Raw genomic sequence first — 23,314 nt, forward strand, 5'->3', positions numbered from 1 at the left:
ATGTGCATCGTCAAGTAAAATTCGCGGTGCGATTGAACATCGATCGTCGCTCATGTTCGTTCAACCACTGGACGGAGACCCGACGTCGTCCCGCAAAACGGAGAGGAACGACTTGAGGCGTCCCGGGAGTGAGAACTCCGCGGTCGGCCACGCTTCGGAAAGTCGGACGGCCTCGCTGGAATACCAACCGACCAGATCAGGAAAGTGGCGGACGTCACGCTGTATGAGCTTGCCCAACGCATACCCCAGCGCGGCCGACCCTCCGGCCTCTGTGTCAATCTCATCGAGCGACTGACCGCCTTCGATGAAGGCAATGACGTCCGGCGCAAGGATGCGGGCCGTCATTCCGGACCTCTGCTGCTCGCAGAGGATTGCGTCGAGGGCGGCGGCATCGATTTCTTCCTCCGAACTGCGCACGGTCGGTCCCTCTTGCACATCGGGGGAAGCTTTCCTCTCTCCATGCAGAGCAACGGCAAGATCCGCCTGCAGGTAGCGGTTCATCTTGAGATATTTGATGGAGGTTTCGAGATTGTCGTGCCCCAGGGCACGCTGGACGAGATGGGGATGCCTTTTCGGTCCCTTCATGAGAAGTAGCGCCATCGTAGGACGAAAACGTTGCAGATAAGCGGTGCCGCAGGGGCCGATGTCGAGATCGTGAAGCTCGGCGAAGCGCTGGAGCTTGGTAGAGGTTGACCCGGTAAGGCGTCCCCGGCCGCCGACCCGGTTGTAGGCCATCTGCAGCCAGAGATGCTCGCTGTCCGCCGCGTCGGCGAGCTTTTCCTGGATCCTCACCGCTTCCGCCGCCGAAGATGACACGTGCCAGTCGATCGAAAATCCGCCGAGCCGGCTGGAATTCTTGAACCTGCGGGAGGAGATCAGGTCGAATTCCCGGTCGTCGGCGACAGCGCGGGACAAGCAACCGCGGTCCATCCACAGCAGCTCGCCCTCGCGACCGGCGGTTGACATGGCAATGCGTTGCAGATTGGCCGTCTGAAGCATGACGACGAGCGTGATGAGGTCGAACGAATTTTTGGGCGGGAAATGGTAGCGATGAACGAAAGGGAGGGCCCCCGCCTTGAATGGGTGATTCTTCAGAAACAGTTTGTACCGGTTGCGGGCCCAGCGTTTATCCCTGCAATACATGCGTCCGACTTTCGCAAGGACCTCGTCCTGCTCCTGCTGGAGGCTGATCAATTCGCGCAGATGGATGCAAATGTCGTCCGAGAGCTCGGACATGTAGAAGTCCGATATGTCCAGAAGGGCGAGACAATACTCGTTGGAGTAGGGCGGCGCACTGAATTCGCTGGGCGCGTTGACGTCCTTCTCACCGTCATCTTCCGCGTGATGGATGGTATCGCATGCGGACAAGGCGGCTTTCAGCGTGTCGTCGTTGAACCTATCCCTCAGGATCCCGTTCTTTCCGAGTCGCTGGACTTCACGCAGGGTCGCGCTCAGCCCGTCGAACGTACTTGCTCCGGGGCGCCACGACTGCGACGTCCATGCGACGAACGCTTCGGCGTCCGCGGCCGTGAGCTGAAGCAGCGTTGTTTTCCCTTCCTGCCAGGGCCACGCCGCCATATAGGCGACGAGGTCGAGAAACTTCTCGAGGCGGCTTTTGACCGTTGAGATCGCCGAATGCCTGAAACGCCCGGACTTGCAAAACAGGGCAACGGCAAGGCTTTTGCATAGCGTAAGAAGCGGCTCATACTCCTCGTCGGTCAACCGCTGCGTTTTGCCGATCTTCACGTTCCAATTGATGGTTCTTGCGGTAATCGCGAGCGAGCCCATGAGGTCTTTGGGGAAGTACCAGACGGCATCTTCTACCGCGGAGCCGGTCGGGCATTCGTCGGTCGGAGCTGCGATCTTTTGCGACCAGAACTTATCGTCGCGCGGATCAAGCGCCAGGCGATTCCATTCGATTCGGCTCTTGCTTACGACGCTCATTTCGAACTGCCTTTCGCTCGGTCGTTGATCAGACCGGCCAGTGAATTGTCCGCTCCGGCCGCAGCCAGCCATTGCCGGCTGCCCGGCATGACGAGGATCGTCGTCCGGGGCCGACCCGTTGCGACGACGGGTTCCTTTTCGGCCCTCGACGGCCAATGCGCCGCGCGGGTCTTCGGATCGTCCATAAGAAGTGAGACGCGCTCGCCGATCATTCGGCACTCGCGTCCGGCGATGGCCGGCTGCTTGAGGTATTTGGCCGACGTTCCGACGCGCTTGTGCTTTAGCTTTTTTTGAAGCGCCTCGGGTGAGAATTTGGTGGCGACATGGACCCCTTCCGCGAACCCGTCACGCACGCGCCTCCCGCCCCACTTCACTGCCTCCCCGTGTTCCCTGACGTTGTGACGCCGAAGAATTTCGTGTGCGATCTCGTGGAACGGGTCATTTTCCGTATCGATGTCGTTTACACCGATGCGCTTCAAGCCCAGCCAAAGCCAGACGCGTTTTCGCAGCGGGGTAAGTTTGTCGATCGCCTGCTGGGTGTCGGGCGATCTCGGCGCCGCCTTCAGGCGTGCGATCTCCTTCTCCACGAAGCGATGAAGCGGCTCGGTGATCTCAATGGCGCTCTTGATGATGGCGTAGATCCCGTCCGGATCGGTGGTGCTGCTATCCTCTTCGACGACCTCGCCGCGGGCGCGCGCCTTTCGGCTGAAGACGGTGACAGTCCCGTTTTCCACATTGCCCCGGAACCAGTTGAAGCGGTCTATATCGAGCACCGGACCGAGATTTAGGCCGGTTGTATGGACGATTTCATTGATGATCGGCACCAGGTCAAAGAGGTGAGGGACGAACCATCGGTAGAGGGCTGCCAGTCCGAGGCCGGACCCTGCGTCCCGGCGGACGCCTGTTACCGGGTTCTCCATCTCCTCGAGTTTCGCCGAGATCACGTCAGGCGGATGTCCGATCTTGCGCGGCTGGAAGCCGTAACGCTGCTCGAACTGACCCGGGTTCGGGAGCCAAGGTAGTGCTTCATCCCTGATGAAACGCAACACGTTCTCGCGCGAAAGCGCTTCCGCCCGGTTGGGGTGGGTTCGCTTGTCCTTGGCGAACAGGCCTATCAGGACTTCGGGAGCCAGCTGGCTGCTGTCGGCGAACCTATGAGCGTCCTCGAAACGCCGCTGGGTGCGCTGCCTTTCACTACGAAAGGCCACCGTAATCGCGTCGTCGACCGTCGAGGAATACGGCACCTCCACACTTCGCCGCTCGGACGGCAGCAGCGTGTCGTGTGAATTCGCCGGAAGCTCGATGGTTCGACCGAGAGCTGCACATGCTGCGGTGACCGCGGCGGCGCAGTCGATGTAGATCTGCGATTTATTCGCGATGCTCTCGTCGTCGTCGAGGTGGTCCGTGAACGCGTGCCAGACGGCGCCCGGAATATCGAGCACGTCGACGACTTTCCCTATCGAGGGGTCGGCTTGTTCGATCCTGTCGAGCGCGTTCCAGAAGTACGAGATACCCCTCTTCCACGATTTGGAACGGTCCTTTTTCTTGAGTGTCAGGCGGCCGCGCATCGCGGACACGATCTGCTCGGCGAGGCGCGGGCGGCCGGAATGGCCCCGCACGCCTGCCGCCGGCGGCCGCCCGTCCTTTAGTTGCTGCAGATCGAATTCGGCAGGCTCGGTGATGTGGCCCGAGAGGGTGCGCTTCGCCCTCACCTTGATGGAGAGGTTGGATGACGGACTCATGAGTTCATTCCGGATTGCGGGAAGGAGTGCTGGAAGGCATGGGTGATGGCGCGATTGACTTGCGTCAGATAGATCGAGGAGTTTTCCAGGGCGGCATGCCCGAGAAGGATCATCAGTTCGACGCGGGCGGCATGGAGCAGCGGCTCGACATCGGCCAGACTGACGTCGAGACCTGCATTCCTGGCGGCGGTGATCTGGCCGATGACGGTGTCGACGAGATGGTTGCAAGCGAACGCGTGTCGCGCCCAATGCATGCGCGCCTTGATGCCGATGATTTTGCAGGCCTTTACGAATGCTTCGTACAGCCCCTGGTAGCTGATCGGGTCGCCGTTCTTGGAATTCAACAGCAGATGGGTCGGCGGCTCGCCGCGATGCGCCTGGTATTTCTTGACACGTGCGGGCCGGTGAAGGAGCCGGTACTCGTTGATATCATCGATCAATTCGGAATCTACCTGAGGGTGGCGTTTCACGCTGCCCTTGCCGACCACGGAAAAGACGTCTCGCGCGATTGCCGACCGCCGCGCCGTATGCGGCATCTTCGAATCCTTCACGGCGCCGGGCTCGGATGGACGAAGGCCGCTGCCGAACATCAGACGAAATGCGATGCGATAGGCGGCGTCCGGAACAGCTTGGCAGAGCGCGCGCGCCTGCGCCGGCTCGATGTAGTCGACCGGGCCCTGCCGACGCTGCTTCCGCACCACCAGGATGTTGACCGAATCGCGGTGGCCGGCGACCGGCTCCCACGAGACCACCAACTCCGGACGCCGGCCCCGCCAGGCCGTCCATTGCGCGCACTGGAGGAGACTCATCTGAATGGCTCCGACCGTGCCGTCCTCGATGTCCGCCTGGAGCTCGCTGGCAAGTTGGTCCAGATGGTCTTCCGTCATATTCCGGATCGACAGGCCGTGGTCTTCGAGCCACCGAAAGCCCCGGGACAAGTCGCCGGCTTCGCATTTCAGCGAACGACCGCCGAGCTTCAGCTTACGGCTGCGTCCCATCCAGGGCGGGGCGTTGGTCCGGCGCTTCTCGCCGAACTTGCCCGTGAACAGTGCGTAGAGATAGGCATTGGCGTCACCACGGTCCCGACCGGGCTCGCAGAGGAAGGTGGCTCCAAAGAACTCTGCGGGCACGCCGGCCTTAATGCCGGCGTGTCCCATTCGGAACGCGACCTGTGCATGCCGCTTGCAGCCAGTTCTCGGGATCCGCAACGACATTACGAACCCTGCTTGCCCGCCGTGCGGAGGGTGGCGGCCCGGCTCGTCGTCTCGTCGCCGACGCGAAGCCCGCCGTAGAACAACAGTTGGAAGGCAACGACATGACGTGGGTCATGCAAGCCTGCCGAGAACTTGGCGTACATGTCGGTTGCCGGGCGGTAGGCGGCGCGCGGCACGGACCGCTCGCAGACATGCTTGTCCGCCTTGCGGTCGTTCTTGCTCGGTACCATATCGATCTCCTCTGGTTATCGATGCATCCTGTTTCTGCATCGTAGTATATGCATCGCACGTTCTGCATCGATGAGTCAATCCGGTCTGTCGGCGCGTGGTTAATGGTTCGTTCCCGCTGTCCTGCCCCTTGCCTGCTAGGTCGTGATGGCCCGAAGGATTCCGCTGAGGCTTGGAAATCGAATCCTTGAACCGGTTGCGTCTTGCGGCCCGCAGGTCTAATCATGATGCACGGATGCAGACTCTAGGGTGCACCATGTGCATTGAGGTGGTCGGCCGGAGGGGGCGGACGATGAAAGGCTCGAAGGAAAGACTGACCGGCGCCAAGAAGGCAAAGAGGTCCTGGGTCGAGGTCGCCTCGCTGTTCCGCAAGGGCCTGGAGGAAAGCGGTGGGTCGGGCGGCGCGGCGTTTCAGCGGGAGACCGCCACGAACTCCGGCTACACCGTCGGAATGCTGAAGCGTTTCGTGGTAGCGCTCAACTTCATCGAGTCCTTGCCGGAACGGACCAAGCCCAAGCCGACGGTGGTGGAGGCCTCGTTCACCGCAATCGAATTGATCGAGCGGATCAACCGGCGGAATCCGGCCAAGGCCCGCGAAATTCTCGGAACGCTCGGGCAACCGGGCACGCGGGTGTCGGCGATCAGGAAGGAGCTGAAGAACTTGCGCGATGAGGTACCGCTTGAATTCAACCCTCACCCCGCCAGACGGATGACGCTGGTTTCGGCGCCCGTCCCGCGGTCGTATGCCGCCTCGGCTCGACGGATGCGGGAGGAGATCACCTATGAAAAGGTGGAAGCCTTGCTTCCCAAGCTCAGCGGTCCGATCGTCGTGTTTCACCGGCCGTTGGGCGTCGCGGTGGCGCCGGTCCGCACGGATGCCATAGCGTGGCTTGACGAGAACTACGAGACGGCCGACGGGTTCGAATTTATCTATGCGCCGTCATCCATGACGGAGACGCTGTTTTCGGACCAGCTGAACCGCGCGGTCGTGGCGGCCACCTTTTTCCGGCGATACTTCCTTGTCTTCACGGCCGATAGCGACTCCAGATTCCCGCGCCGGGCCATAGACATTTTGAAGCTCTTGGAAGCGGGTACGATTGGTGTTGTGGAATTGGCGGCAAAGGATCCCCGGCCTTTGAAGCCGAAGGACGAACCGCCGGTTCCAGACCGCCGTGGCATGCTCAAGAAGATATGTCCTCAAGGTCGATGGGCTTAAGCAGGGTCGCGAGCAAGGATCGAAGATTATTTCTCCGATTGGCTGCTGTCGAAAAAGGTGATGCCCGCGATCGAATCCAGCTTGCCCTGCGCGTTCTTGAACTCGCCGAACCGTCCGCGGCGTCCCAACACCACCCCGTAACCGCTGAATACCTGCGATCCGCCTACGCTCAACTTTTCCTGAGACGTGCAATCCTTGGCGACATAAAGGACGTCGCCGTTCGGAAAACGAGCGGCGAGCAAGAGCGGACCTCCGATACGTTTCTGCACGTCGCTGGAGAACTCCGGCATGTTTGTGACGGATATTTCGCGCTCAAAAGGGTCGATCAGCAACGCCCGCATACTAGGCCCCGGATCGATCGAAGAGGAGGTCGGCCGGGAGAGGGGGATTCTTCGTCGGCTTGCCCGTTTGCGGATCAATCTCGCCGTTTATCCACGAACGCAGTTTGCTGCTGTACGCTTCGTATTCGATCATTGCCGACCGAAACGACCGGAGCGTCTCGGTCGTAATTTCGCCCCCGCAGCACCGCTGGAGATTTGGGTATTTTTCGTCCAACATCATAGGCCGTACTCCGTGACGCCAGCCTCGGTCTCTCGCGAGGCTGCTTGAATCGTCTGACGCCGCGGGAGAAACGTCAACGACCGATTTTCTGGTCTCCCCCGTTTTCCGTTAGACCACGAGTGTCGCACTTCACGCCGGTCGTCCGGACCTGACGGAACGTCAACTTCCCAACGAACCGATCGCTTCCTCGTCCTCGCGGGCCAAGTCGACCGGCCAAGTCGGGCTGCGTTGCTCCTGCTCGCCGAAGGAGATGATATCCCGCTGGATGCGATACATCTCTCGAGGAAGGCGCTCCTCGAGCGTAACGGCGAATGTGCGGAGAAGATCGAGACGTCGTTTGGACAACTCCCGATCGTCGAGCACGGGGTCGCAAAGCTTGTCAAACTCCCTCTCGAGCGTTCTGAATTTCCACGGGCCCAAATAGAACTTGGCGCGGCTATTACGACGACGGCTATCCGTCCAAACTCTCCCTCTCGTATGATAACGGAGCAACCGAACTACCTCTCGGAACAAGGAATCGAGCCGTATCTGCTGGCGCACATCGACAATCAGCTCGGGCATCAACACCTCGATCTGTGGAAATTTTGTCTGGCGGCCATGTCCGGCGAACCTCGCTGCGGCGAACTCGTTCGGCAACCAGAATGCGCCGCCTCCGAAAGCCCGCTCCGCGCCGAGCTCAAGAAAGGAACCTGGCGGGTCCTGCAAACCGTGCGTCCAGGGATCTCCTCGCCGGTCAGACCCCGCGCTGCCTACCTCGATTTCCCAAACGAATTCCTTATTGCCATGAACATTGCGGAAGAAAACGGGCAGACCTCCTCTGACGTAGGGGCGATCGCCGCAAATAAGAAAATTTTCGTAGGCCTTGCGTTTCGCGATCGCGAGCTTCTGATCGTGATCCGTTTCGACAAGCGTCCTGATCGCCGGAGGCTCTTCCAGGAAGTCCGAGGAGTCATAATCGACGTACCGAGGCTCGAAAAGATCAAAATCGGTTCCGATGTCTTCGAGACATTCGGCTGCGGTGCGTTCCTTGAGCCTAGACCCGAACTGGCTCAGACAATCGGCTGCAGTGTGGTCCTCGAACCTAGACCTGAACTCGCTCAAATAAGGCCACCAGATGACGTTTTCGTAAAACAGCAATTCGAGGGTGAACGCGTTTTTGGTGAGGCCCCTGTGGTCATCTCGGGGCTTCCGAGGGAACGTAAGCGGCCAAATATCCAGCTTGGGACGTTGGATGCGGAACGCCGGAGCGGCTTCGGCGGGCTCTATGTGCCGGACAACTGCAGTATCGGTTCCTCCCAGCAGGGCGGTACGCGGATTCTGCGCCCCTTTCGGCACATAGATGATTTTATATGTAAACCCCAGCGGGGTGGGTTCGAGACGCATACAAAAGTCCTCGAAAATTACTTCAGTTCCACTTCGTATTCGATCATTGCCGAGCGAAACGCCCTGAGCTCTTCGGTCGTAACCTCGCCCCGCGGCACCGCTGGAGATTTGGGAATTTTTCGTTCACCATCATAGGCCGCACTCCGTGACGCCAGCGTCTGTCTTTCGCGAGGTGCTTGAATCGTCTGATGCCCCAGCACAAACGTCAACGACCGATCTTTTTGTCCGCCCCGTTTTTCGTTGGACCACGAGTGACGCACCTCACGCCGATTTCCTCACTGAGAAGCAAAATCCTCATACGGCGCTGTCGAAGAGGAATTGGGCATCGGCCTTACGAATGAGGCTATGGCCCCAAAGCCTCATCATTTCCTTCTGACATTGCGACCGGGTTCGAGATACAAGCTCGTAGGCGGTGGGATCGTTGCAAACCGGTCCGTCCGCAGTCATCGTAATGAGCGCATTCCGACAGACCGACATCATGAGAAAATCATCGATCGCGATTGCGAGGGGGTCTTCCTGGTCGTCCTGCATCGTCCAATCGTCTACCCCCGGCTGGCCATCGTCCGTGTTCGCGTGTTGACTGGACTCGCCCGCCCCCGAGACGGCGGCCTCGAGTGCGTAGTCGCCATAGGTCTTTGGCCGAAAAGTGCGCAGGAAATGTGTGCCGTGCCGCATCGTTGAATCTGCCGGCTGGGAGCCGGTGTGAACGGCGAAGAGAATCCTAGGCTGCCCGATGCCGTTCGGTGTGACGTCGACCAGGTTTCCCCCGGTGTCCTCCCACACCGCATAGGATCTGGCCGTTAGGTATAGTCCCGGGTGCTCGCGGATGATCCAACCGAATCGCGCCGCGCCACCCTCTTGCTCGATTTGCGCAGCGACTGCCTGATGACAGTACTCCGATGCCGTGTATCGCGTCGGGCGGACCGGCAGGTACCGCGGCTGCGCCGCATTCAGTCTTATCTCGCAGAATTGCTTTATGGTTCGTCCCAGGGCGTTTGGTGTGACCTCAACCCCCATCAAATCCGACTGCATCAAGATCATCCTTCATCGCTATCGATGTTAGGATTGGTGTTGATCCATCCTAAGTCCAGCTGGGAAATGAGAACCCGCGAATGGTTTCAACAGCTCATTTCAGAATTCCAACTCTTCAATAAAAAACGGTCAGAAATTGGTTTTCGGTGTCATGAGGAAATCTGAAAACGCCGGGAAAAATCTGATTTCCGCACGTTCAACATAAACAAAATTTACTTTGTTTATGTTGTGGGTGTTTTGGGGAGAACAGGAGCGTCACGAGACTTGCTTCAGGCGTCCGAATGCGGTTCTCCGCTTCGGACTGCAACGACAACAGGAGAGCCCTATGGGCCAGTACGACATCACCTTAAAAGCACTTCTTCGCCGGGAATGCCCCGTCTTCAAGGACCGCATCGGGATCGCGAGGGACGCCGTTGCCACCACGCCGCGGCTCCCGCGGATCCGGGAAACCGAGGTCGACTTCCTGGGCAAGAATGCGGATGGGTCGTTCATCCACGTCGAACTTCAAACCCGCAACGATCCCGCCATGGCGCTGCGGATGTTCTCGTACCTTGCCGACATAGCGGTGATCGCCGCCCCGCATCCAGCAGGCCGGCGAAAGCTTGCCCTGCCAAGGATTCAGCAGAAGGTGGTTTTCGTTGGCGCCGGAAGGCCGGACATGGAAAACTTCATCACCCAGCCGCCGGACTTCGCCGACAAGTTCGAGATCCTGGATTCCAAGACGATCGACGGCAGCGGCCTGCTGGAAAGCGGGTTCATTACCGACGCGATATTCGCGGTCATCTGCGCGGGCGGCGAAGACCCCGCGACCATCCGGGCCATTCTCAGACGCATAGCCGGGGATCCAAACTCACCGCTAATGGGAAACTTGACGGCACTTCTGGTCCTGGCGGAAGCCAGGGAAATAATCGAAACAGTCAATCAGGAAATTAGTAAAATGCCGATCACCGTAGACGCAAGAAACATTCCTTTCATAAAAAATGCAATCGACGACGTCGCCAAGGCGGCGGTAGGGGCTTTGCTCCGGGCCAAATTTCCGGGCGCCGCCGGTCTCGACGAAATGCTGTTGAACGTGACCGCGGAAAATTCCGATGAGATGATCGTTCGCATCGTGAACGCTTCCTCCCTTCAGGAGGCTATCGGACCAGAGTTTTCCAACCGGAGCCGTACCGGTGAATAGAGGCGCGGCAAACGCGACGATCGCGATGTCCCCGCGGGCGGCCGAGGCCCCGATACCATCCGGGCGATCTTGAAATGATCGCCTCAGGTGTGGCTTGGCCCTGATGGGAGCCATGGCAGTCGAGCAGGAGATAACCAAATGCCGTTCATTGTGAACGTTAGAAACATTCCCATTCTGAAAAGCGCAATCGACGATGGCGCCAAGGCGACCGTCAGGACTTTGCTCCGGGCAAAGTTTTCCGGGCGCGGCCGGCCTCGACGAGATACTGGCGAACGTAAGCGCGGAAAATTCCGATGAAATCGTCGTGCGGATTGTGAACGCATCAACCTCTTGAAGAGGCCGTCGGACCGGAGCTGACGCGTATTCGGTCGACCAATGGATGAAAGTTTCCGCCTGCAGAGGCCTGCCCCGCGATATTCTCCCGATCCTTGGGGCCCGGGCTTCGAGAGAGTGGATCGCGACGCTCATCCTCATGGCACCGATTTAGATGGGAAGCTATCTCGAGTTAGCTTCCCTGTGCTGTCCCCGTATTTCTGAGACCTAAACTCTGTAGCGGCTTTGCTCTTTTGTGTGGCCATGCTTCTCTGAAAGCCGTCACAATATAAATGGGACGTAGAAAGGGGATGTCGAGATGGCGAAACAAGGAACTGTCGCTGCAACTGGCGGCGCGATCGCGGCCTATCGCGAACTGGCCATGTGGAGCGTTTTGCGAACGTGGCGGAGCGGATCGGCCAATCGTACGATGCCGGGAATAACGAAAGCTCGCGCGCTTGAGCTTGCGGGCGAGATGCTCGGAAAGAGGTACGGGCGGAAAGACCTCGACGAAGCTACGGCCGACATTGAGCTGAAGTGGAGGGCGCCCTCGCCGGTGCAGAGGTTACCCCATGAGCCATGAGCCGGGAGCGACAATGCAGACGGGCGCGACGCAAGAGTTCGGCGGGAATCGGCCGGGGTCGGCGGAAGAAGCCCAGATGTGGCGCGAAGGTTGGGGGCTTTGGAGTTGTTCGGACGGCTGGCTCGAAATCCAGAGGTTCGATGCGGATCCAAATGGTCGTTTCAACAACGACCAGGATGCGATTGATCACGTAAGGTCAATGGCCGAAGCCGGCTCTGCCCTGCACATCGACGCGCTCGCTTTGCACCGGACGCGGTGGTTTGAGAATGCCACGTCAATTGTGGTCGCAGATCAAGTTGCACCGAGCCCAGGCGGTTAGCTGATCGCGAGCGTTTGGGATCTGCTACTTCTATCAACATAGACACGGCAACGTCGCGTTTTTGGAAAGCGGCGATCGACGATGGCGACAGCAAATGTCGAGAAGGCGTCGTTTAGCGTCATTCCATTGAAGAGGCCGTTGGTCCAGATCTGGATGGCCGGACCCGCGAGTAAGGAGAATCGCTCAATGCCTGAATTGCTCCCGGTCGGGCTTGCCTTTGCCTACGATGCCAGGTTCGTTCCAAAGGGCGGTCGCATCCCTCGGGAGCGTTACTTCCTCGGGAAGGATACCGGTCTTATCCGCCAAGCGAAGCCGCACGAGGTAGCCTTAGCTTATCGGATTCACATCCCCCACTCTTCGGACCACCAAGAATACACGTTCGAAATACTGCAATTCGATGACCAACTCTGGTGGCCGATCCGGCTCCCGGACGTCGATGTCGCAACAGACCCGAACTCAGCAGCCAGATGTATCGAGGAACTAGCGATCAGCGGTATTGACCCAGCGAGGATGTACCAAAATGCCGGCTCTAAGCGGCATTTGAGCATCCGTGACCTTCAGCCCATCGAAACCGTTCCAATCCGATCGGTCGAGTGGATACGCTACGACGAAGGGCTCGCGCGCGCACAGATTAGAGCGTTCGGAAACCTTATGCTTTTCAGGCACCGCGCATACGTATTGGGAGGCCATCCAATTTACGTGAAGCGCCGGAATCTGACCCGCTGGAAAGAGAAGGACAAAGTATGGGTCATCAGCACAAGTCCAGATAGGTTATGGGATCCTGCGGCAGGGGATCTCTGGAAAGGAGCCGGTGATCCACCGTCCATTCATTATAGTTTGCGCGGCGCGAAATTTCAATTTTTCAAGCAAGCGGAGGCGGCCGCCGCCAGTGCATATTCGACGGTTCATTCAATGCCTCGCATCGAAGTCGTAATGGATTTGCCAAACCAGCCGTCGCTCATGGAGATTGCGCTCGACGCGTTGTTCAGAGAGGCCTGTGATCTGCTCAGAGAATTGCCGATTGATAAACCTTCCTTCGGATTGTGGAAGGGGTCCTATGGATCAGAGGCGCCGGATTTGCCGGAGATGCTTCCGGTCGCATCGACCTTCGAATATGCTGTGCGCCGAGCGGTCGATGAGACGACCTCGCTACACCGATATTCAGCATTGTTGCGATTGGCGCAATCCATAAGCACGTGTAGTCACGTCGCGCGGCAATATCGTTACCTTGAATCGGTGATCAAGGCGATCTTAGCCGGTCCCGAGTTTCAGGACTTGGCCGACGCACAGACGCCTCTCACCCCGGAAGAGGAAGAATCCCTGAGGTCGTTTGGGTGAACGCGAGACGCCTTAAAGAGACCATCGGCAAGGGCCCGTCGATTTCAGGTCTGAGGCGTTGTGACGGAGTGGGAGTGACGCGCCTCCCGGCGTTCGGCTGCACTCGGGGCGAGAATGTTGCACTGCACCAAAGAGCAGAAAACGTTGGACTTTCGGGTTAACCGACCTTGCGGTTGCAGGATGGGGAGGGTTCAATCCCGTTGCCGGTTGGAAGACTCCGTCATGAAGTTGTTTGGTTACCTGCCAGAGTCACTCTTCCAGCCCCTTTCGGGCCCGAAGAAACATATCTACGCGCGTCTGCTGATGCGTCTGTACGAGCGCGTGTTCTCGGCAAGAATACTCGAAACGCCGCTGCGTGAGGACGTACTGCGTCAAATCGAAATCGGCCTTTCCGAAGCAGGGATCGGGTCTTCAGACCAACTGTCCGAAGATGCCATAGGCGAACACCCTATGGGCCAGGCTCACTATCTGGCCTACCATCGGCTCAAGGACACCGGATGGCTGACGGAAGAGCACGAAAAGTGGCGGGTGTACGTGGACATGAACCCGGATGCCTTCATGGTTCTGGGTGCGATCATCGATTTTGGAAATAGCAGGGTTCGGGTGGCCGGCGCGGTCGTCGAGGTGAAGAGCAACCTCGAGGCGGCGATGCGTGAGCCCGAGGCGATGGCTCAGGGGCTCGCAAACGCGCATGACACCGCCGTCCGCTTCGCTCGCAGCATGCGCCGAATCCTGGCCGGCATGCGCGACATCGAGGAGCGGATCCTCGGCAATCCGAACGCCGCATCGATTCTTCGTACGTTCTTTCAGGACTTTGTCGACGGGCTGCTCATCGCCGATTACAAGCAACTAAAGACCTCCAACAATCCCTACCGGCATCGCAGGACCATCAGCACGCTCGCTGGCGAGTTGCGGCACGACACCGAACGTTTGGGACGGATCGCTCGCGCTTACCAGGAGCAGGGTGTAGTGCCGCCGGGAAGTTCGATTGCCGTCGCCGAGGAAAGGATCATCGCCGAGCTCGAAAAGATCAAACGCGTTTTCGAGGACGTTGGCGCTTTCATGGACCGGATCGAAGACTTCCGGGATCGGCTCGAGCGCCGCGTCCGGACTACGGTCCACTACATGGACGTCATGGGCGAGGGCTCTGCGGAGCGCTTGGCCCGCCTGATCGAACGGTTGGCCGAACTTGGACTGGATGAAATCGAGGTGCGCTCCCGGGCGCCCGACGTCGGATTCCCCATCAGTTCGCAAGCGCTGTACACGCCGCCGCCGCCGAGGGCGCCTCCGGAAAGAACCCGGTTCAAGCTGCCGCAGCGCGACCCGTACCAGCGAGCGTACGTCCAGGCGACTACCGAATTCGACCGCCTGGCCCGCGTCACGCCCGCCAAGATCACCGCGTTCCTGACGGGGCAGATGGAAGGCAAGGATAGGCTCGCGGCGAACCAGATGCGGCTGGAGACCCTTGCGGACCTGTTCGCGTTTCGCGCACTGCCCGGCCTGGCGGCCGTTCAGGGATCCGCGCGCGTCGGACCCTTCCAGGTCATCTTGGAGGAGAGCCGAGCTCAAAACGATTGGATCGACCTAAAGTCCTTCCGGGTCGAACGGATCTCACCGGCACGGACGGACCGCCATGCTGCGTGACCTCTCGAAACTGATAGAGGAGGAGGATTCCTCCGGCGGCGACGGCGAACGGCTCGAAAAGGACCTCCGTCAGGCGGCCCAGCAGCTTTGGCGCGCCCAGTTCATCTACGAAAACGACTGGGGCACGAAGACGTCGTACGACCTTCTGCGCCAGCACACCGCCTACTTTGAGAACCTGTTTGACGCCCTCGGTTATCGCATCGTTGGGCGGCCGGCCGACCGCTTCATCGGCCTATTGGCGGTTGAACTTCCTCCCCGGCAAGCGATGCGGTTGGACGAAAGTCTGCTGCTGTTGGTGCTGCGGCTCTACTATGAAGAAGCCTTCAAGCGCTTCGAGATAAGCGAGTTCGGCGAAATCGAAGTCGAGAGTGAGACCATTCTGCAGGTCTACGAAGAACGTACCCGCCGGTCGCGTCCCACCATCGGTCGCGTCCACGAAATCCTGCGCGAGTTCAAGCAGCGCGGCCTGGTTCGCATCGTGGAGCAGGGGGACAATCGGAATTTCACGCTGTTTTTGCGGCCTGCCTTGCCGATGGTCGTTGGGGAGGACACTTTGGATTCGCTGGAGGATTTCGTCGCCAGATCGGGCAATAACGAGTCCAGAGAACCGACAAGCGACGAAGCGACACCATGATCGAACTCCGCCGGATTGTCTTGATCGATTGGTATCTGTTCCGCGCCGAGCAGGTCGACATGCGCGGAATGACCGCTCTGATCGGTCCCAATGGCGCAGGAAAGTCGGCAGTGATCGACGCCGTCCAGACGGTGCTGACTGGCGCCAACATGACCAGTATCCGTTTCAATCCCAGCGCTCAAAGCAACACCAAGAGCAAACGCTCGATCAGGGACTATTGCCTCGGCGTGGTGTCGCTTGACGAGAAGGGCGAACGCTCGGAGCCGACCCGTTCGCATGCCTATACCTATGTTGTTCTCGGGTTCGAGGACGTCGACAGTGGCTCGACGACCAGCATCGGAATAGCCTTCTCGGCATCCGCCGCGAAGGGCGATGAGTCCTGCGAAGCGCGGTTCCTGGTGCGCGGACCGATCGACACGTCGGATCTGCTCGCGCCCGTCGGCGGAGGCGAAGTCGAGACGCTGCAGTGGCACGCGGTCAGGAACGCACTTCGTTCCAAAGGCATCGAGGTCGAGGACGGCTACTCTAGCGCCTCCGAATTCGTCGAGGAGATGCTGCACGCATTGTCGCCGGCCGGCTTCCCGCTCAACGCCCGGCGGTTTGTGAAAGCATTCCGCAACGCGCTTCTGTTCAAGCCGGTCGACAATCCCACCGACTTTGTCCGCAACTATGTGCTCGACGCTCAGCCAATCCAGATCGACCGTCTACGCCGCAGCATCGACCATTGGCGCTATCTCAGCGGTCGCATCGAGAACCTCAAGGCGCAGAGCGCAAGCCTCTCTCAGATCCAGCGGATCGTCGCGCGCGTGAACGAGAACGAACGGGTCGTTATCGAGACCGAATGGCAGATTGCCCGGCTCCGGTGGGAGATATTCTTTCGCGACGCCCGCCGTCTGCAGGAGCAGCTCGAAACGTTGGAGAAGCAAGCGGCCACGGCGAAAGTTGCCGCCGAAATCGCTGCAATGCGCCTCACGCGGATCGAGACTGACTTCACGCGCGTTGGACTGACCATCAAGACGAGCGACGGCGAACAACTCGCGTTGATGTACGAATCTGACAGAAGTCTCGCTATGGCCGAGCGGACGAACGCACTCGGCCCGGCGAAGGCTCTGGAGCGGTTGACCGCCGTGGTCGAGACGGTGGTGGATCGCCGTCTGATAGCCGGGCGGGACGACATCCTCCACGGGCTCCTGAGCTCCGTCGTGATCGCCCGCAAGAAAGTGCCTCTCGCTCACTGGGGCGAAGCGCTTGCCGAAGACTGGCAGGAGGCGGCAGGCCATCTGGACGTTGCACTCGATGCGGTCACGACCGAAAGGCTGTCGGCGATCCAAAAGATCGCCGGGAATGCCTACGTCGCGGCCGAACTCGAGGTTAGGGACATCCAGAACCGTATCGAACAGATCGACAGCAACCTCTCAAGGCTCGATCAGGGCTTGAGCCCAATTGACAGCGGAACCCGCGCGCTGATCCGCCAGCTTGAATCGGTCGGCATCGAGGCAAAGCCACTTTGCGATCTCGTCGAGGTTCGCGACCCGAAGTGGCGCGTCGCTGCGGAAGCGGCGTTGGGACGATCGAGGGAAGCCCTCATCGTAGAGCCGGGCTGCGCAGTCCGGGCCCTGGAAGCCTACCGGACCGGTGGCGAGGACGCTTACCGGGGAGCAGAAGTCGTCAACACCACCAAATCGTCACAAACCCGCTCCGCCGACAAGGGATCCCTAGCCACCGTCATTACCACCGACAACGCTCATGCCCGCGCGTTCCTGGACTACCGCCTTGGCCGACTCATGATGGTGGAGACGATGGACCGGATGGTCGCTGCGGAAAATGCCATCACTCCCGACCGAATGATGCAGTCCGGACGCACCGTGAAGCGGCTGGCACGGCCCGACTATTTGAAGCTGGGCAGGACTACCGCTGAGGAAACGCGCCGGATTCTACGGACCGAGAGGTCGGAATTGGAGGCAGCACTGGCCGAGAAGGCTCAAACTGCGATCCGTCTAAAGGGCGACGGCGCCCTCATCGACGAGATCACGCGGGATTTCGCCGACTTGCGCCGGCAGTCGATTACGTCCGTCGGGTTGGGTGAGAAACTCGTCACCTTCGACGGACGCATCGCCGGGCTCGGAGCTAACATCGAAGAAGCCCGTCGTCACCGTGATCCGAAGCTGCTGGAGGAGCAGGAGAGACTTCGGACGCAGCGCCAAACCGCCGGAACGGACAAGTTCGAGGCAGATAAGACCCTGCGGGATGCGGACGCGGCGAAGAACAGGGTGGCAGGCCGATACGAAACGCTGATCCAGGACAATCACGACCGTTTGCGGTCGGAACGACGAGACCGATCCAGGAGCATCCGGAATTCCGGGAGTGCCGCCGATATCTCCGGGTTCCGAGAGCGCGCGCGGAGCATGGTTCTCGAAGCAATTCCGGAAGCCGTAGGCGGACTGGCTGCGGACTGCCAAAGGCGGGTTACCGACCGCCGGCCGTCGTTGTATCGTGAGATGACGACGGCCTTAATGAAGCATCATCAGCAGTTTCAGGTGACACTGCCGTTCTCCGATACCGACGCGACGGCCGACGTCGTTGGCGCCTGGGCGGCGTGCGAGAAACACCGCCTGGATACGCACGAACTCGTCCAGTACGAAGATCAGTGCTTAACGGCCGCTGCCGAGATGACGGCTGCGTTCAGGGACGACTTGTTGCACCGATTGCACGACGAATTCGAGGGGATCAAAGAAACGCTCGCCGAACTCAACCGCCACCTGAAGGACAGGCAATTCCATGGACGGGATTACTACGTCTTCCGCTCAAGCGAATCCGGTACCCACGCGGACTTAATCGACCTGGTACGCGAATCGCGGCGCCCCGATTTCCAGCTTCCGCTGTTCGGATCATCCCAGGCTAAAGATGAAACCGAGACCCCCGTGTCGAGAGCCGTACGCCGGATCGAAGAGATACTCTTGAACCAGGATGCGAAGACGGACGAGATCGAAGACCCGCGTAAATACTTCAATTTCGAATTGTACATCTACGACGATCAGGGGAGGATCCGGTCCTCGCTGACGAGTCGCGCCGGCACCGGCTCCGGCGGCGAAGGGCAACTGCCGTTCTATATCGCGATTGGCGCTTCGCTCGCAGCAACTTACCAGAACCGCCGAACAGGCGAGAGCGGACTCTCGCTGGCGATCTTCGACGAAGCGTTCAACCGCCTCGATACCAAGGCGATCGGCGCCTGTGCGGACTTTATGAAGGATCTCGGCTTGCAGGTCGTGCTCGCGACGCCGGATGAAAAGCGCCATGTCTTCATGGAGGTCGTTGACACGATCGTGAACGTAAATCGGATCGGTAATGAGGTGATGATCGATACCGAGCACCTCACCGAGAAGGCAAGGAATGCGCTCGCAGCGGCCGATCCGTATCGTAAAGGGTTCGACACGTTCAAGGCCGAACTTGTGGCGGCTGAAGAAGCGGTCCTTCCGAAAGACCAGGCGGCCGAATGACAGATTTCCGCAACTCGGACGTCGGGGTCGGATTCCTGGAGCGGCTTCTTTACCTGAGCGAGCGCAGCCCGGACCGCTCTCGCGCCGCGTCGGCCGCGCCGGATTACGACAGTCTTCCGAGGGCGGATCAGCTCGCCCGCTTTCAGGAGCGCATGACCGCGGCCGAGAAATTCGGTGCCGTCGAGATCGTGCGCGGCCGGCGCGAGCGCTCACACTTGATGGACAGAATCCGCGTCAAGGACCAGACGTTGCTGGCGAAGTACCTCGGGCGGACGCCGGCAAGCCAAATAGCTGAGATTGCCAAGGCGGAATTGCGGCCAATTGCGTCGGCCGGAGAGCCTTGGGTACTCCAGCTTCTCGAGGAGATGGCTTCGCGCTGGGCGCGCGGAGAGACTGCCTACCGACTTGCGCCCGTCCCTCTCGATCCCTCAAAAGAGTTCCTGCTATTGCTTGCCGCTGTTTCGCGCAACGAGGCGTTCCGTCTGGATGCCCGCACTTTCTCGCTCAGGGCCACCGGTGACACCAAGGCGTTCGATCGGCATGCGTCGCGGATGCTCGCCGTACTGGGAGCGCGGATGGAGGAACCGGGCGCGGCCGCCGAACGGGTCTGGGCCAACGTCGGACTTGAGCGCTTCAGCCACCCGATTCATCTGAAGGGTCCGGTTCTGGTGGAAGGTCGCGTGGGCGTGCTGGTGGACGGCAATGCAACGCCGTTCGCGTCCGTTCATCCGGAGATGCTGCCGCTCTTGAAGGTGGTTGGTCAGCCGCATTTCCTGCTCACGGTTGAGAATTACGCAAGCTTCAACAGACAAGTGCGCGAAATCGAGAACGACGGACTGATCGTCTATCTCGGCGGCTTTCCGTCCGCCGGCGTTGTCTCGCTGTTGGATCGACTACTTTCCGAAATCCGCGATGACGTGCCCTTCTTCCATTGGGGCGACATTGATCCGGGAGGGTTGAAGATATTCCGGTTCTTGGAAGAGACGCTACGGCGCCCACCCCGGCCGCACCTCATGACCCGGGAGCTTGCCGAAGAATTCGGAAAGCCGATGATGGCCGATAGTTCGCTGCGTGCGATTGGCGGGTCCAACAGCGCAATAGCCGACCTGGCGGAGTGGATGTCCATGACAACGGACCCCAAATTTCTCGAACAAGAGACCCTCGATCCCAGCCGACCATTTGTAGAATAGCCGTCCACTGGCAGAAACGACGGAAGGCCAAAGGAAGACCCCAGGAAGCCGCCTGCTTTCGGATGACCGGGTTTACCGAACTAGAACCGTCCGGAAATCTTGACCGTTTGGTCCCGTGAATAGTGACACGCCGCCCTCGACGTTCGTGGCAAACACGTGCTGCGCCACCGCCTGATAAGCGCCAATCGCCTGGCTGTTCGGATAGCCGTACTGACTGTCCACGCCAGCCCTGATTAATACGGTGTTCGGACTGATGTGCAACGGGGTCTGCGCGGATTCAAAACAGACCAGTGATGTGATGTAAGGACCTAAATTTCAGGTTCTTTGGCAACCACCGACAACGTAGCCGCGTCCATGCCATTAAAATAGAAAAGAGATTTGTAGATAAGATGCATCGCGTGAGGCGAAACGTTTTTGAATTTCATGAAATGGCTCGTCATCTGGTAGTAGTCAGGAGAGAGAGCCAAAATGGGAGCGCGGGGAGACGGGTTACTTTTGTTTTTCGTCTCGTAGTATTTACAGATCTGGTAGCCAAAATCGAAGGCTAGATATTCATTCACGTAGCCGGTCAACAGCTCACGAAGAGCCCTTTCTTTCGGCAGCATCGGCATCTCGGATTCGCCAAAATCCAAGTCCGTAAATTCAACAATCGGGCTTAACCGACGTATCCAAAAAGCCAGATGCCCGCATTGCTTGAAGTGATCCAAGCCGTTGATGAGGTGTTTTTCGTGATCCTTGACTCGCCTCAGGTCCGCGAGCCAAGAGCCGTGAGCTTCGTCTAAGCGAGGACGGGAAAATTGGGGAAAGAGCCGCGCTGGCGACCCAACACTCATCGCAAAATTAGTAAACTCCCGGCAAAACGCGTCTTCATCCTTGATTGATTCAAGGGTCATACTGGTAATACGCATAAGTCATCCACCCGAAAAACCGGGTTCTCGTCTAGCGCGAGTCGGGTTCAAACGCTAATTTTTAGTGGTATCGCAAGGCGCAAGGAAGCCTGTGGTGGCTTCCATATCTTCGCCAGTCGTTTCCGGAAGGTGGTTAGTCGGAAAGCCATAGATCGGGCGCTTGCCTGCCGCAAAGCGGTCAGTCAAATATCCCTTAATAAATAGGGGCGTCTTCTCTTTTTCAATGGCGTTATTCATAACCAATCTCCCGCGCATTCCCCATATAGCGCAAGGTTGCCGAATCCGAGTTCGCGCAGGACTCAACAACCAGTAGTGTTCCATAGCATGGTGTATTTAGCGTTAATGTGGCTAAAATACAACATGCGATCACAGATTTTAGTCGGGGCACCAACCCTCTCGGTTCAAAAGGGTTCCTGTCCTTAGACCTGACTCGCGGGGAATGCAGCAAAAATCGACGTGATTGCCCTGTGATGCGCGTGTTATGGTTTCCCACCTGAGTTACCCGTGAACCCGCGCCTGGCGATCCGGAAGGGTCTCAGTCGGCAGGGTTGCGGCAACGGCAAGCACAGCGTCCACAAGCTGAAATTGCACCAAGTCCTGTCCACCGCGCACCCAGCGCCTTGCTAGCACCGTCCGGTGGGCTTCATGGTCCGGCAGAGATTGTAATGCGCGACGTACAGCGCGACGGTTATCCAGCCTCTTCCGTCGTCAACCGGGTGGCCCATGCGGAGCGAAAGGTTACGTAGCTGGTGGAGACATACTGATCCGGGTCCCCTGATACTACACGGCTTAGAATTCTACTTGAGTCGGGCTGCAACGGGTGACGGTCCTTTGCCCGATGGTTACGCTGTCGGTCTTTACGATGACGCCATGCGGGGCGTTGTCGCCGAAGGGCATCCCGGATTCCGGTAGGGGTGGAAGCCGTTCCCTGCTGATCTCAGGTTGGCTGATGATGCGGCTGCGGACGTCACGCAGGAAGTCCATTGTGTGACGGCGGTGTGGCCGCCGGCGAGCCGACAGAGTGCTTCAATCCCAACGCCGCCGTGATGCGTGCCGAAGCGCTGTCGTGCAAAGAGGGCACGTCGGCACCGTTGCGTTCAATCGCACGGGAGATCCTGCGACGGGCGACGCTACGGTAATCAGGGTGTTCGGCGCTGTGCCCGATGATCTCAGCACGCTGTAATCGTTGTCCGCCCCGTAAGCGCGCTTGAGTAAGTACGATCCAACACCGTTCAAATCCCGAAAAAAGGCCTTGAGTTAGCCTTGTACGCTGCCCACTTTTGCCACCGCGCGACAGCATCGCCTTCGGTTCGGCTTTCCTCGGTGTGCCGGACGCCGTTGTAATCGCCGGATGCGACCCAAGTCGTTTTCGATTTTTGATGTGTCCTGACGGTGCAACGTTGGCCTGACACGTTGACGATTGTAGGCCCCTTGGCTTCCGGAATCGGAGCTATATCACCTAGCGCAGCGCGCAACGCCTGAACCGGTGCGCTAGACGGCACCTTGAAATCCTTCGGCATTTCTATCGAGACGTTTCGCGTCGATAGCTTTAGTTGACTAGCGAAATGTTTGCTTCTCCTAGGAACAGCCTTTTCGGCGTGTTGGCAAATTGCCTCTAAAGTAGAGGGTTGGAAGAACAGTTCCAGATCAGCAAGCTTTTTCAAGATCAACTCCGTGCGGCGAACTAGCCCGTCGATCTCGGTTCGGATCTTTCCCAGCGAAGCCGCGACTCGCTGAGCATCGCCAGTTAGCGAAAGGGTCGCCGCGGCCGATGCGATCATCAGGCGACCAAACTCGCCTTCAATATCCGTGGGCGTCATGAAAAGGGCCCGTGGCATCGTGATGCCCTCGATTTCCCGTCCGTTCGCAGCTTGAAGTGTCTGAAAGACCCAGGGCATGTGGTTTTCGAGTTGCTTGTTGACGCGAGCGAATGCCTCCAAAACGTTCGAAGAGCCGATTTTGTCGAGCCAAGCGGAAAACTGTGCCATCGCGTCGCGTAATTCTCGAACGCGTCTTAACGCATCGCGCCGCCCGATCGCGGCCTCGAAATCCGCCGTGTATCTGTCAAAATCTTCATTGTAGATGGCTTTGGCGCATATCCAGCCTACCATAAACCGAACGCCGCCGACGTTCATCACAAAGCCAGCCTTGTGTTGGTGGCTTCCGTGCACGCACGTGAACTCTGGTACGTCTGCGCCGCGCAGGTCGTATTTAAATTCTACGTGAGCGTCTCCGTAATTGGCCGGGACCTGTCTCACCAACCCTGCAAGCACTTCCGGGTTGTCGATCTCGAAATCAAGGTCGATTAGCCGCTCGTCGCTGACGCTCGACCAGTGGCTTAGTCTAGCATCCTTCTTAACTTTGCTTTCGGGCATCGAAATCCCTGCTT

The 23,314-nt window shown here is 59.1% G+C and carries 18 protein-coding genes; 8 read left to right on the plus strand and 10 right to left on the minus strand.

Going from position 1 to position 23,314, the window contains the following annotated elements; translation table 11 throughout:
- Window positions 1-60 precede the first annotated feature (60 nt).
- Genes BLS26_RS20910 through BLS26_RS20925 form a run of 4 tightly spaced genes read right to left on the minus strand, consistent with a single transcriptional unit; the run spans window position 61 to window position 5,130 of the window.
- A complete protein-coding gene (locus tag BLS26_RS20910; RefSeq protein ID WP_092514255.1) occupies window positions 61-1,944 on the minus strand; it encodes a hypothetical protein in 1,884 nt (627 codons plus the stop codon).
- The gene (locus BLS26_RS20915; RefSeq protein ID WP_092514257.1) at window positions 1,941-3,686 is read right to left on the minus strand and encodes a hypothetical protein; all 1,746 of its coding nucleotides are present in this window, start codon (window positions 3,684-3,686) and stop codon (window positions 1,941-1,943) included. The genes BLS26_RS20910 and BLS26_RS20915 overlap by 4 nt, the downstream gene beginning before the upstream one ends.
- The gene (locus BLS26_RS20920; RefSeq protein WP_157676517.1) at window positions 3,683-4,843 is read right to left on the minus strand and encodes a site-specific integrase; all 1,161 of its coding nucleotides are present in this window, start codon (window positions 4,841-4,843) and stop codon (window positions 3,683-3,685) included. The genes BLS26_RS20915 and BLS26_RS20920 overlap by 4 nt, the downstream gene beginning before the upstream one ends.
- 56 nt (window positions 4,844-4,899) lie before the next feature.
- Window positions 4,900-5,130: a hypothetical protein gene (locus BLS26_RS20925; RefSeq protein ID WP_092514261.1), complete on the minus strand. Its 231-nt coding sequence runs from the start codon at window positions 5,128-5,130 to the stop codon at window positions 4,900-4,902.
- A gap of 170 nt (window positions 5,131-5,300) precedes the next feature.
- Between BLS26_RS20925 and BLS26_RS20930 the strand changes: the two genes are divergently transcribed.
- Complete coding sequence (locus BLS26_RS20930) at window positions 5,301-6,344, plus strand: hypothetical protein (protein ID WP_157676518.1); 1,044 nt, start codon at window positions 5,301-5,303, stop codon at window positions 6,342-6,344.
- Between the two features lie 26 nt (window positions 6,345-6,370).
- On the opposite strand, the gene BLS26_RS20935 is transcribed toward BLS26_RS20930, so the two are convergent.
- The 3 genes from BLS26_RS20935 to BLS26_RS20945 form a co-directional block, all read right to left on the minus strand.
- Window positions 6,371-6,685, minus strand: coding sequence for a hypothetical protein (locus BLS26_RS20935; protein ID WP_092514265.1), 315 nt, complete (start codon window positions 6,683-6,685; stop codon window positions 6,371-6,373).
- A gap of 379 nt (window positions 6,686-7,064) precedes the next feature.
- A complete protein-coding gene (locus BLS26_RS20940; RefSeq protein ID WP_092514267.1) occupies window positions 7,065-8,288 on the minus strand; it encodes a hypothetical protein in 1,224 nt (407 codons plus the stop codon).
- 294 nt (window positions 8,289-8,582) lie between these two features.
- On the minus strand, window positions 8,583-9,329 hold the full coding sequence (locus BLS26_RS20945; protein ID WP_092514269.1) for a hypothetical protein: 747 nt from the start codon (window positions 9,327-9,329) through the stop codon (window positions 8,583-8,585).
- Between the two features lie 316 nt (window positions 9,330-9,645).
- Between BLS26_RS20945 and BLS26_RS20950 the strand changes: the two genes are divergently transcribed.
- From BLS26_RS20950 to BLS26_RS20990, 7 genes are all read left to right on the plus strand, one after another.
- The gene (locus tag BLS26_RS20950; protein ID WP_157676519.1) at window positions 9,646-10,500 is read left to right on the plus strand and encodes a hypothetical protein; all 855 of its coding nucleotides are present in this window, start codon (window positions 9,646-9,648) and stop codon (window positions 10,498-10,500) included.
- A 908-nt stretch (window positions 10,501-11,408) separates the two neighbouring features.
- Window positions 11,409-11,714: a hypothetical protein gene (locus BLS26_RS20960; protein ID WP_092514275.1), complete on the plus strand. Its 306-nt coding sequence runs from the start codon at window positions 11,409-11,411 to the stop codon at window positions 11,712-11,714.
- Between the two features lie 186 nt (window positions 11,715-11,900).
- Entirely contained in the window at window positions 11,901-13,052 is a 1,152-nt protein-coding gene (locus tag BLS26_RS20965; RefSeq protein WP_157676520.1) for a hypothetical protein, read from the plus strand.
- 222 nt (window positions 13,053-13,274) lie between these two features.
- Complete coding sequence (locus tag BLS26_RS36325) at window positions 13,275-14,696, plus strand: Wadjet anti-phage system protein JetA family protein (RefSeq protein ID WP_172804652.1); 1,422 nt, start codon at window positions 13,275-13,277, stop codon at window positions 14,694-14,696.
- A complete protein-coding gene (locus BLS26_RS20980; protein ID WP_092514279.1) occupies window positions 14,686-15,330 on the plus strand; it encodes a DUF4194 domain-containing protein in 645 nt (214 codons plus the stop codon). Before BLS26_RS36325 ends, BLS26_RS20980 begins: the two co-directional genes overlap by 11 nt.
- Window positions 15,327-18,827, plus strand: coding sequence for an SbcC/MukB-like Walker B domain-containing protein (locus BLS26_RS20985; protein ID WP_092514281.1), 3,501 nt, complete (start codon window positions 15,327-15,329; stop codon window positions 18,825-18,827). Before BLS26_RS20980 ends, BLS26_RS20985 begins: the two co-directional genes overlap by 4 nt.
- On the plus strand, window positions 18,824-20,017 hold the full coding sequence (locus tag BLS26_RS20990) for a Wadjet anti-phage system protein JetD domain-containing protein (protein WP_092514282.1): 1,194 nt from the start codon (window positions 18,824-18,826) through the stop codon (window positions 20,015-20,017). The genes BLS26_RS20985 and BLS26_RS20990 overlap by 4 nt, the downstream gene beginning before the upstream one ends.
- Before the next feature lie 308 nt (window positions 20,018-20,325).
- Here BLS26_RS20990 and BLS26_RS21000 read toward each other — a convergent pair whose 3' ends face one another.
- The 3 genes from BLS26_RS21000 to BLS26_RS21015 form a co-directional block, all read right to left on the minus strand.
- Window positions 20,326-20,925: a hypothetical protein gene (locus BLS26_RS21000; protein ID WP_092514286.1), complete on the minus strand. Its 600-nt coding sequence runs from the start codon at window positions 20,923-20,925 to the stop codon at window positions 20,326-20,328.
- 54 nt (window positions 20,926-20,979) lie between these two features.
- Entirely contained in the window at window positions 20,980-21,162 is a 183-nt protein-coding gene (locus BLS26_RS21005) for a hypothetical protein (protein ID WP_092514288.1), read from the minus strand.
- Window positions 21,163-22,157: 995 nt separating this feature from the next.
- Window positions 22,158-23,300, minus strand: coding sequence for a hypothetical protein (locus BLS26_RS21015; protein WP_092514290.1), 1,143 nt, complete (start codon window positions 23,298-23,300; stop codon window positions 22,158-22,160).
- Window positions 23,301-23,314 lie beyond the last annotated feature (14 nt).

The organism is Afipia sp. GAS231 (genome assembly GCF_900103365.1).
GTDB lineage: Bacteria > Pseudomonadota > Alphaproteobacteria > Rhizobiales > Xanthobacteraceae > Bradyrhizobium.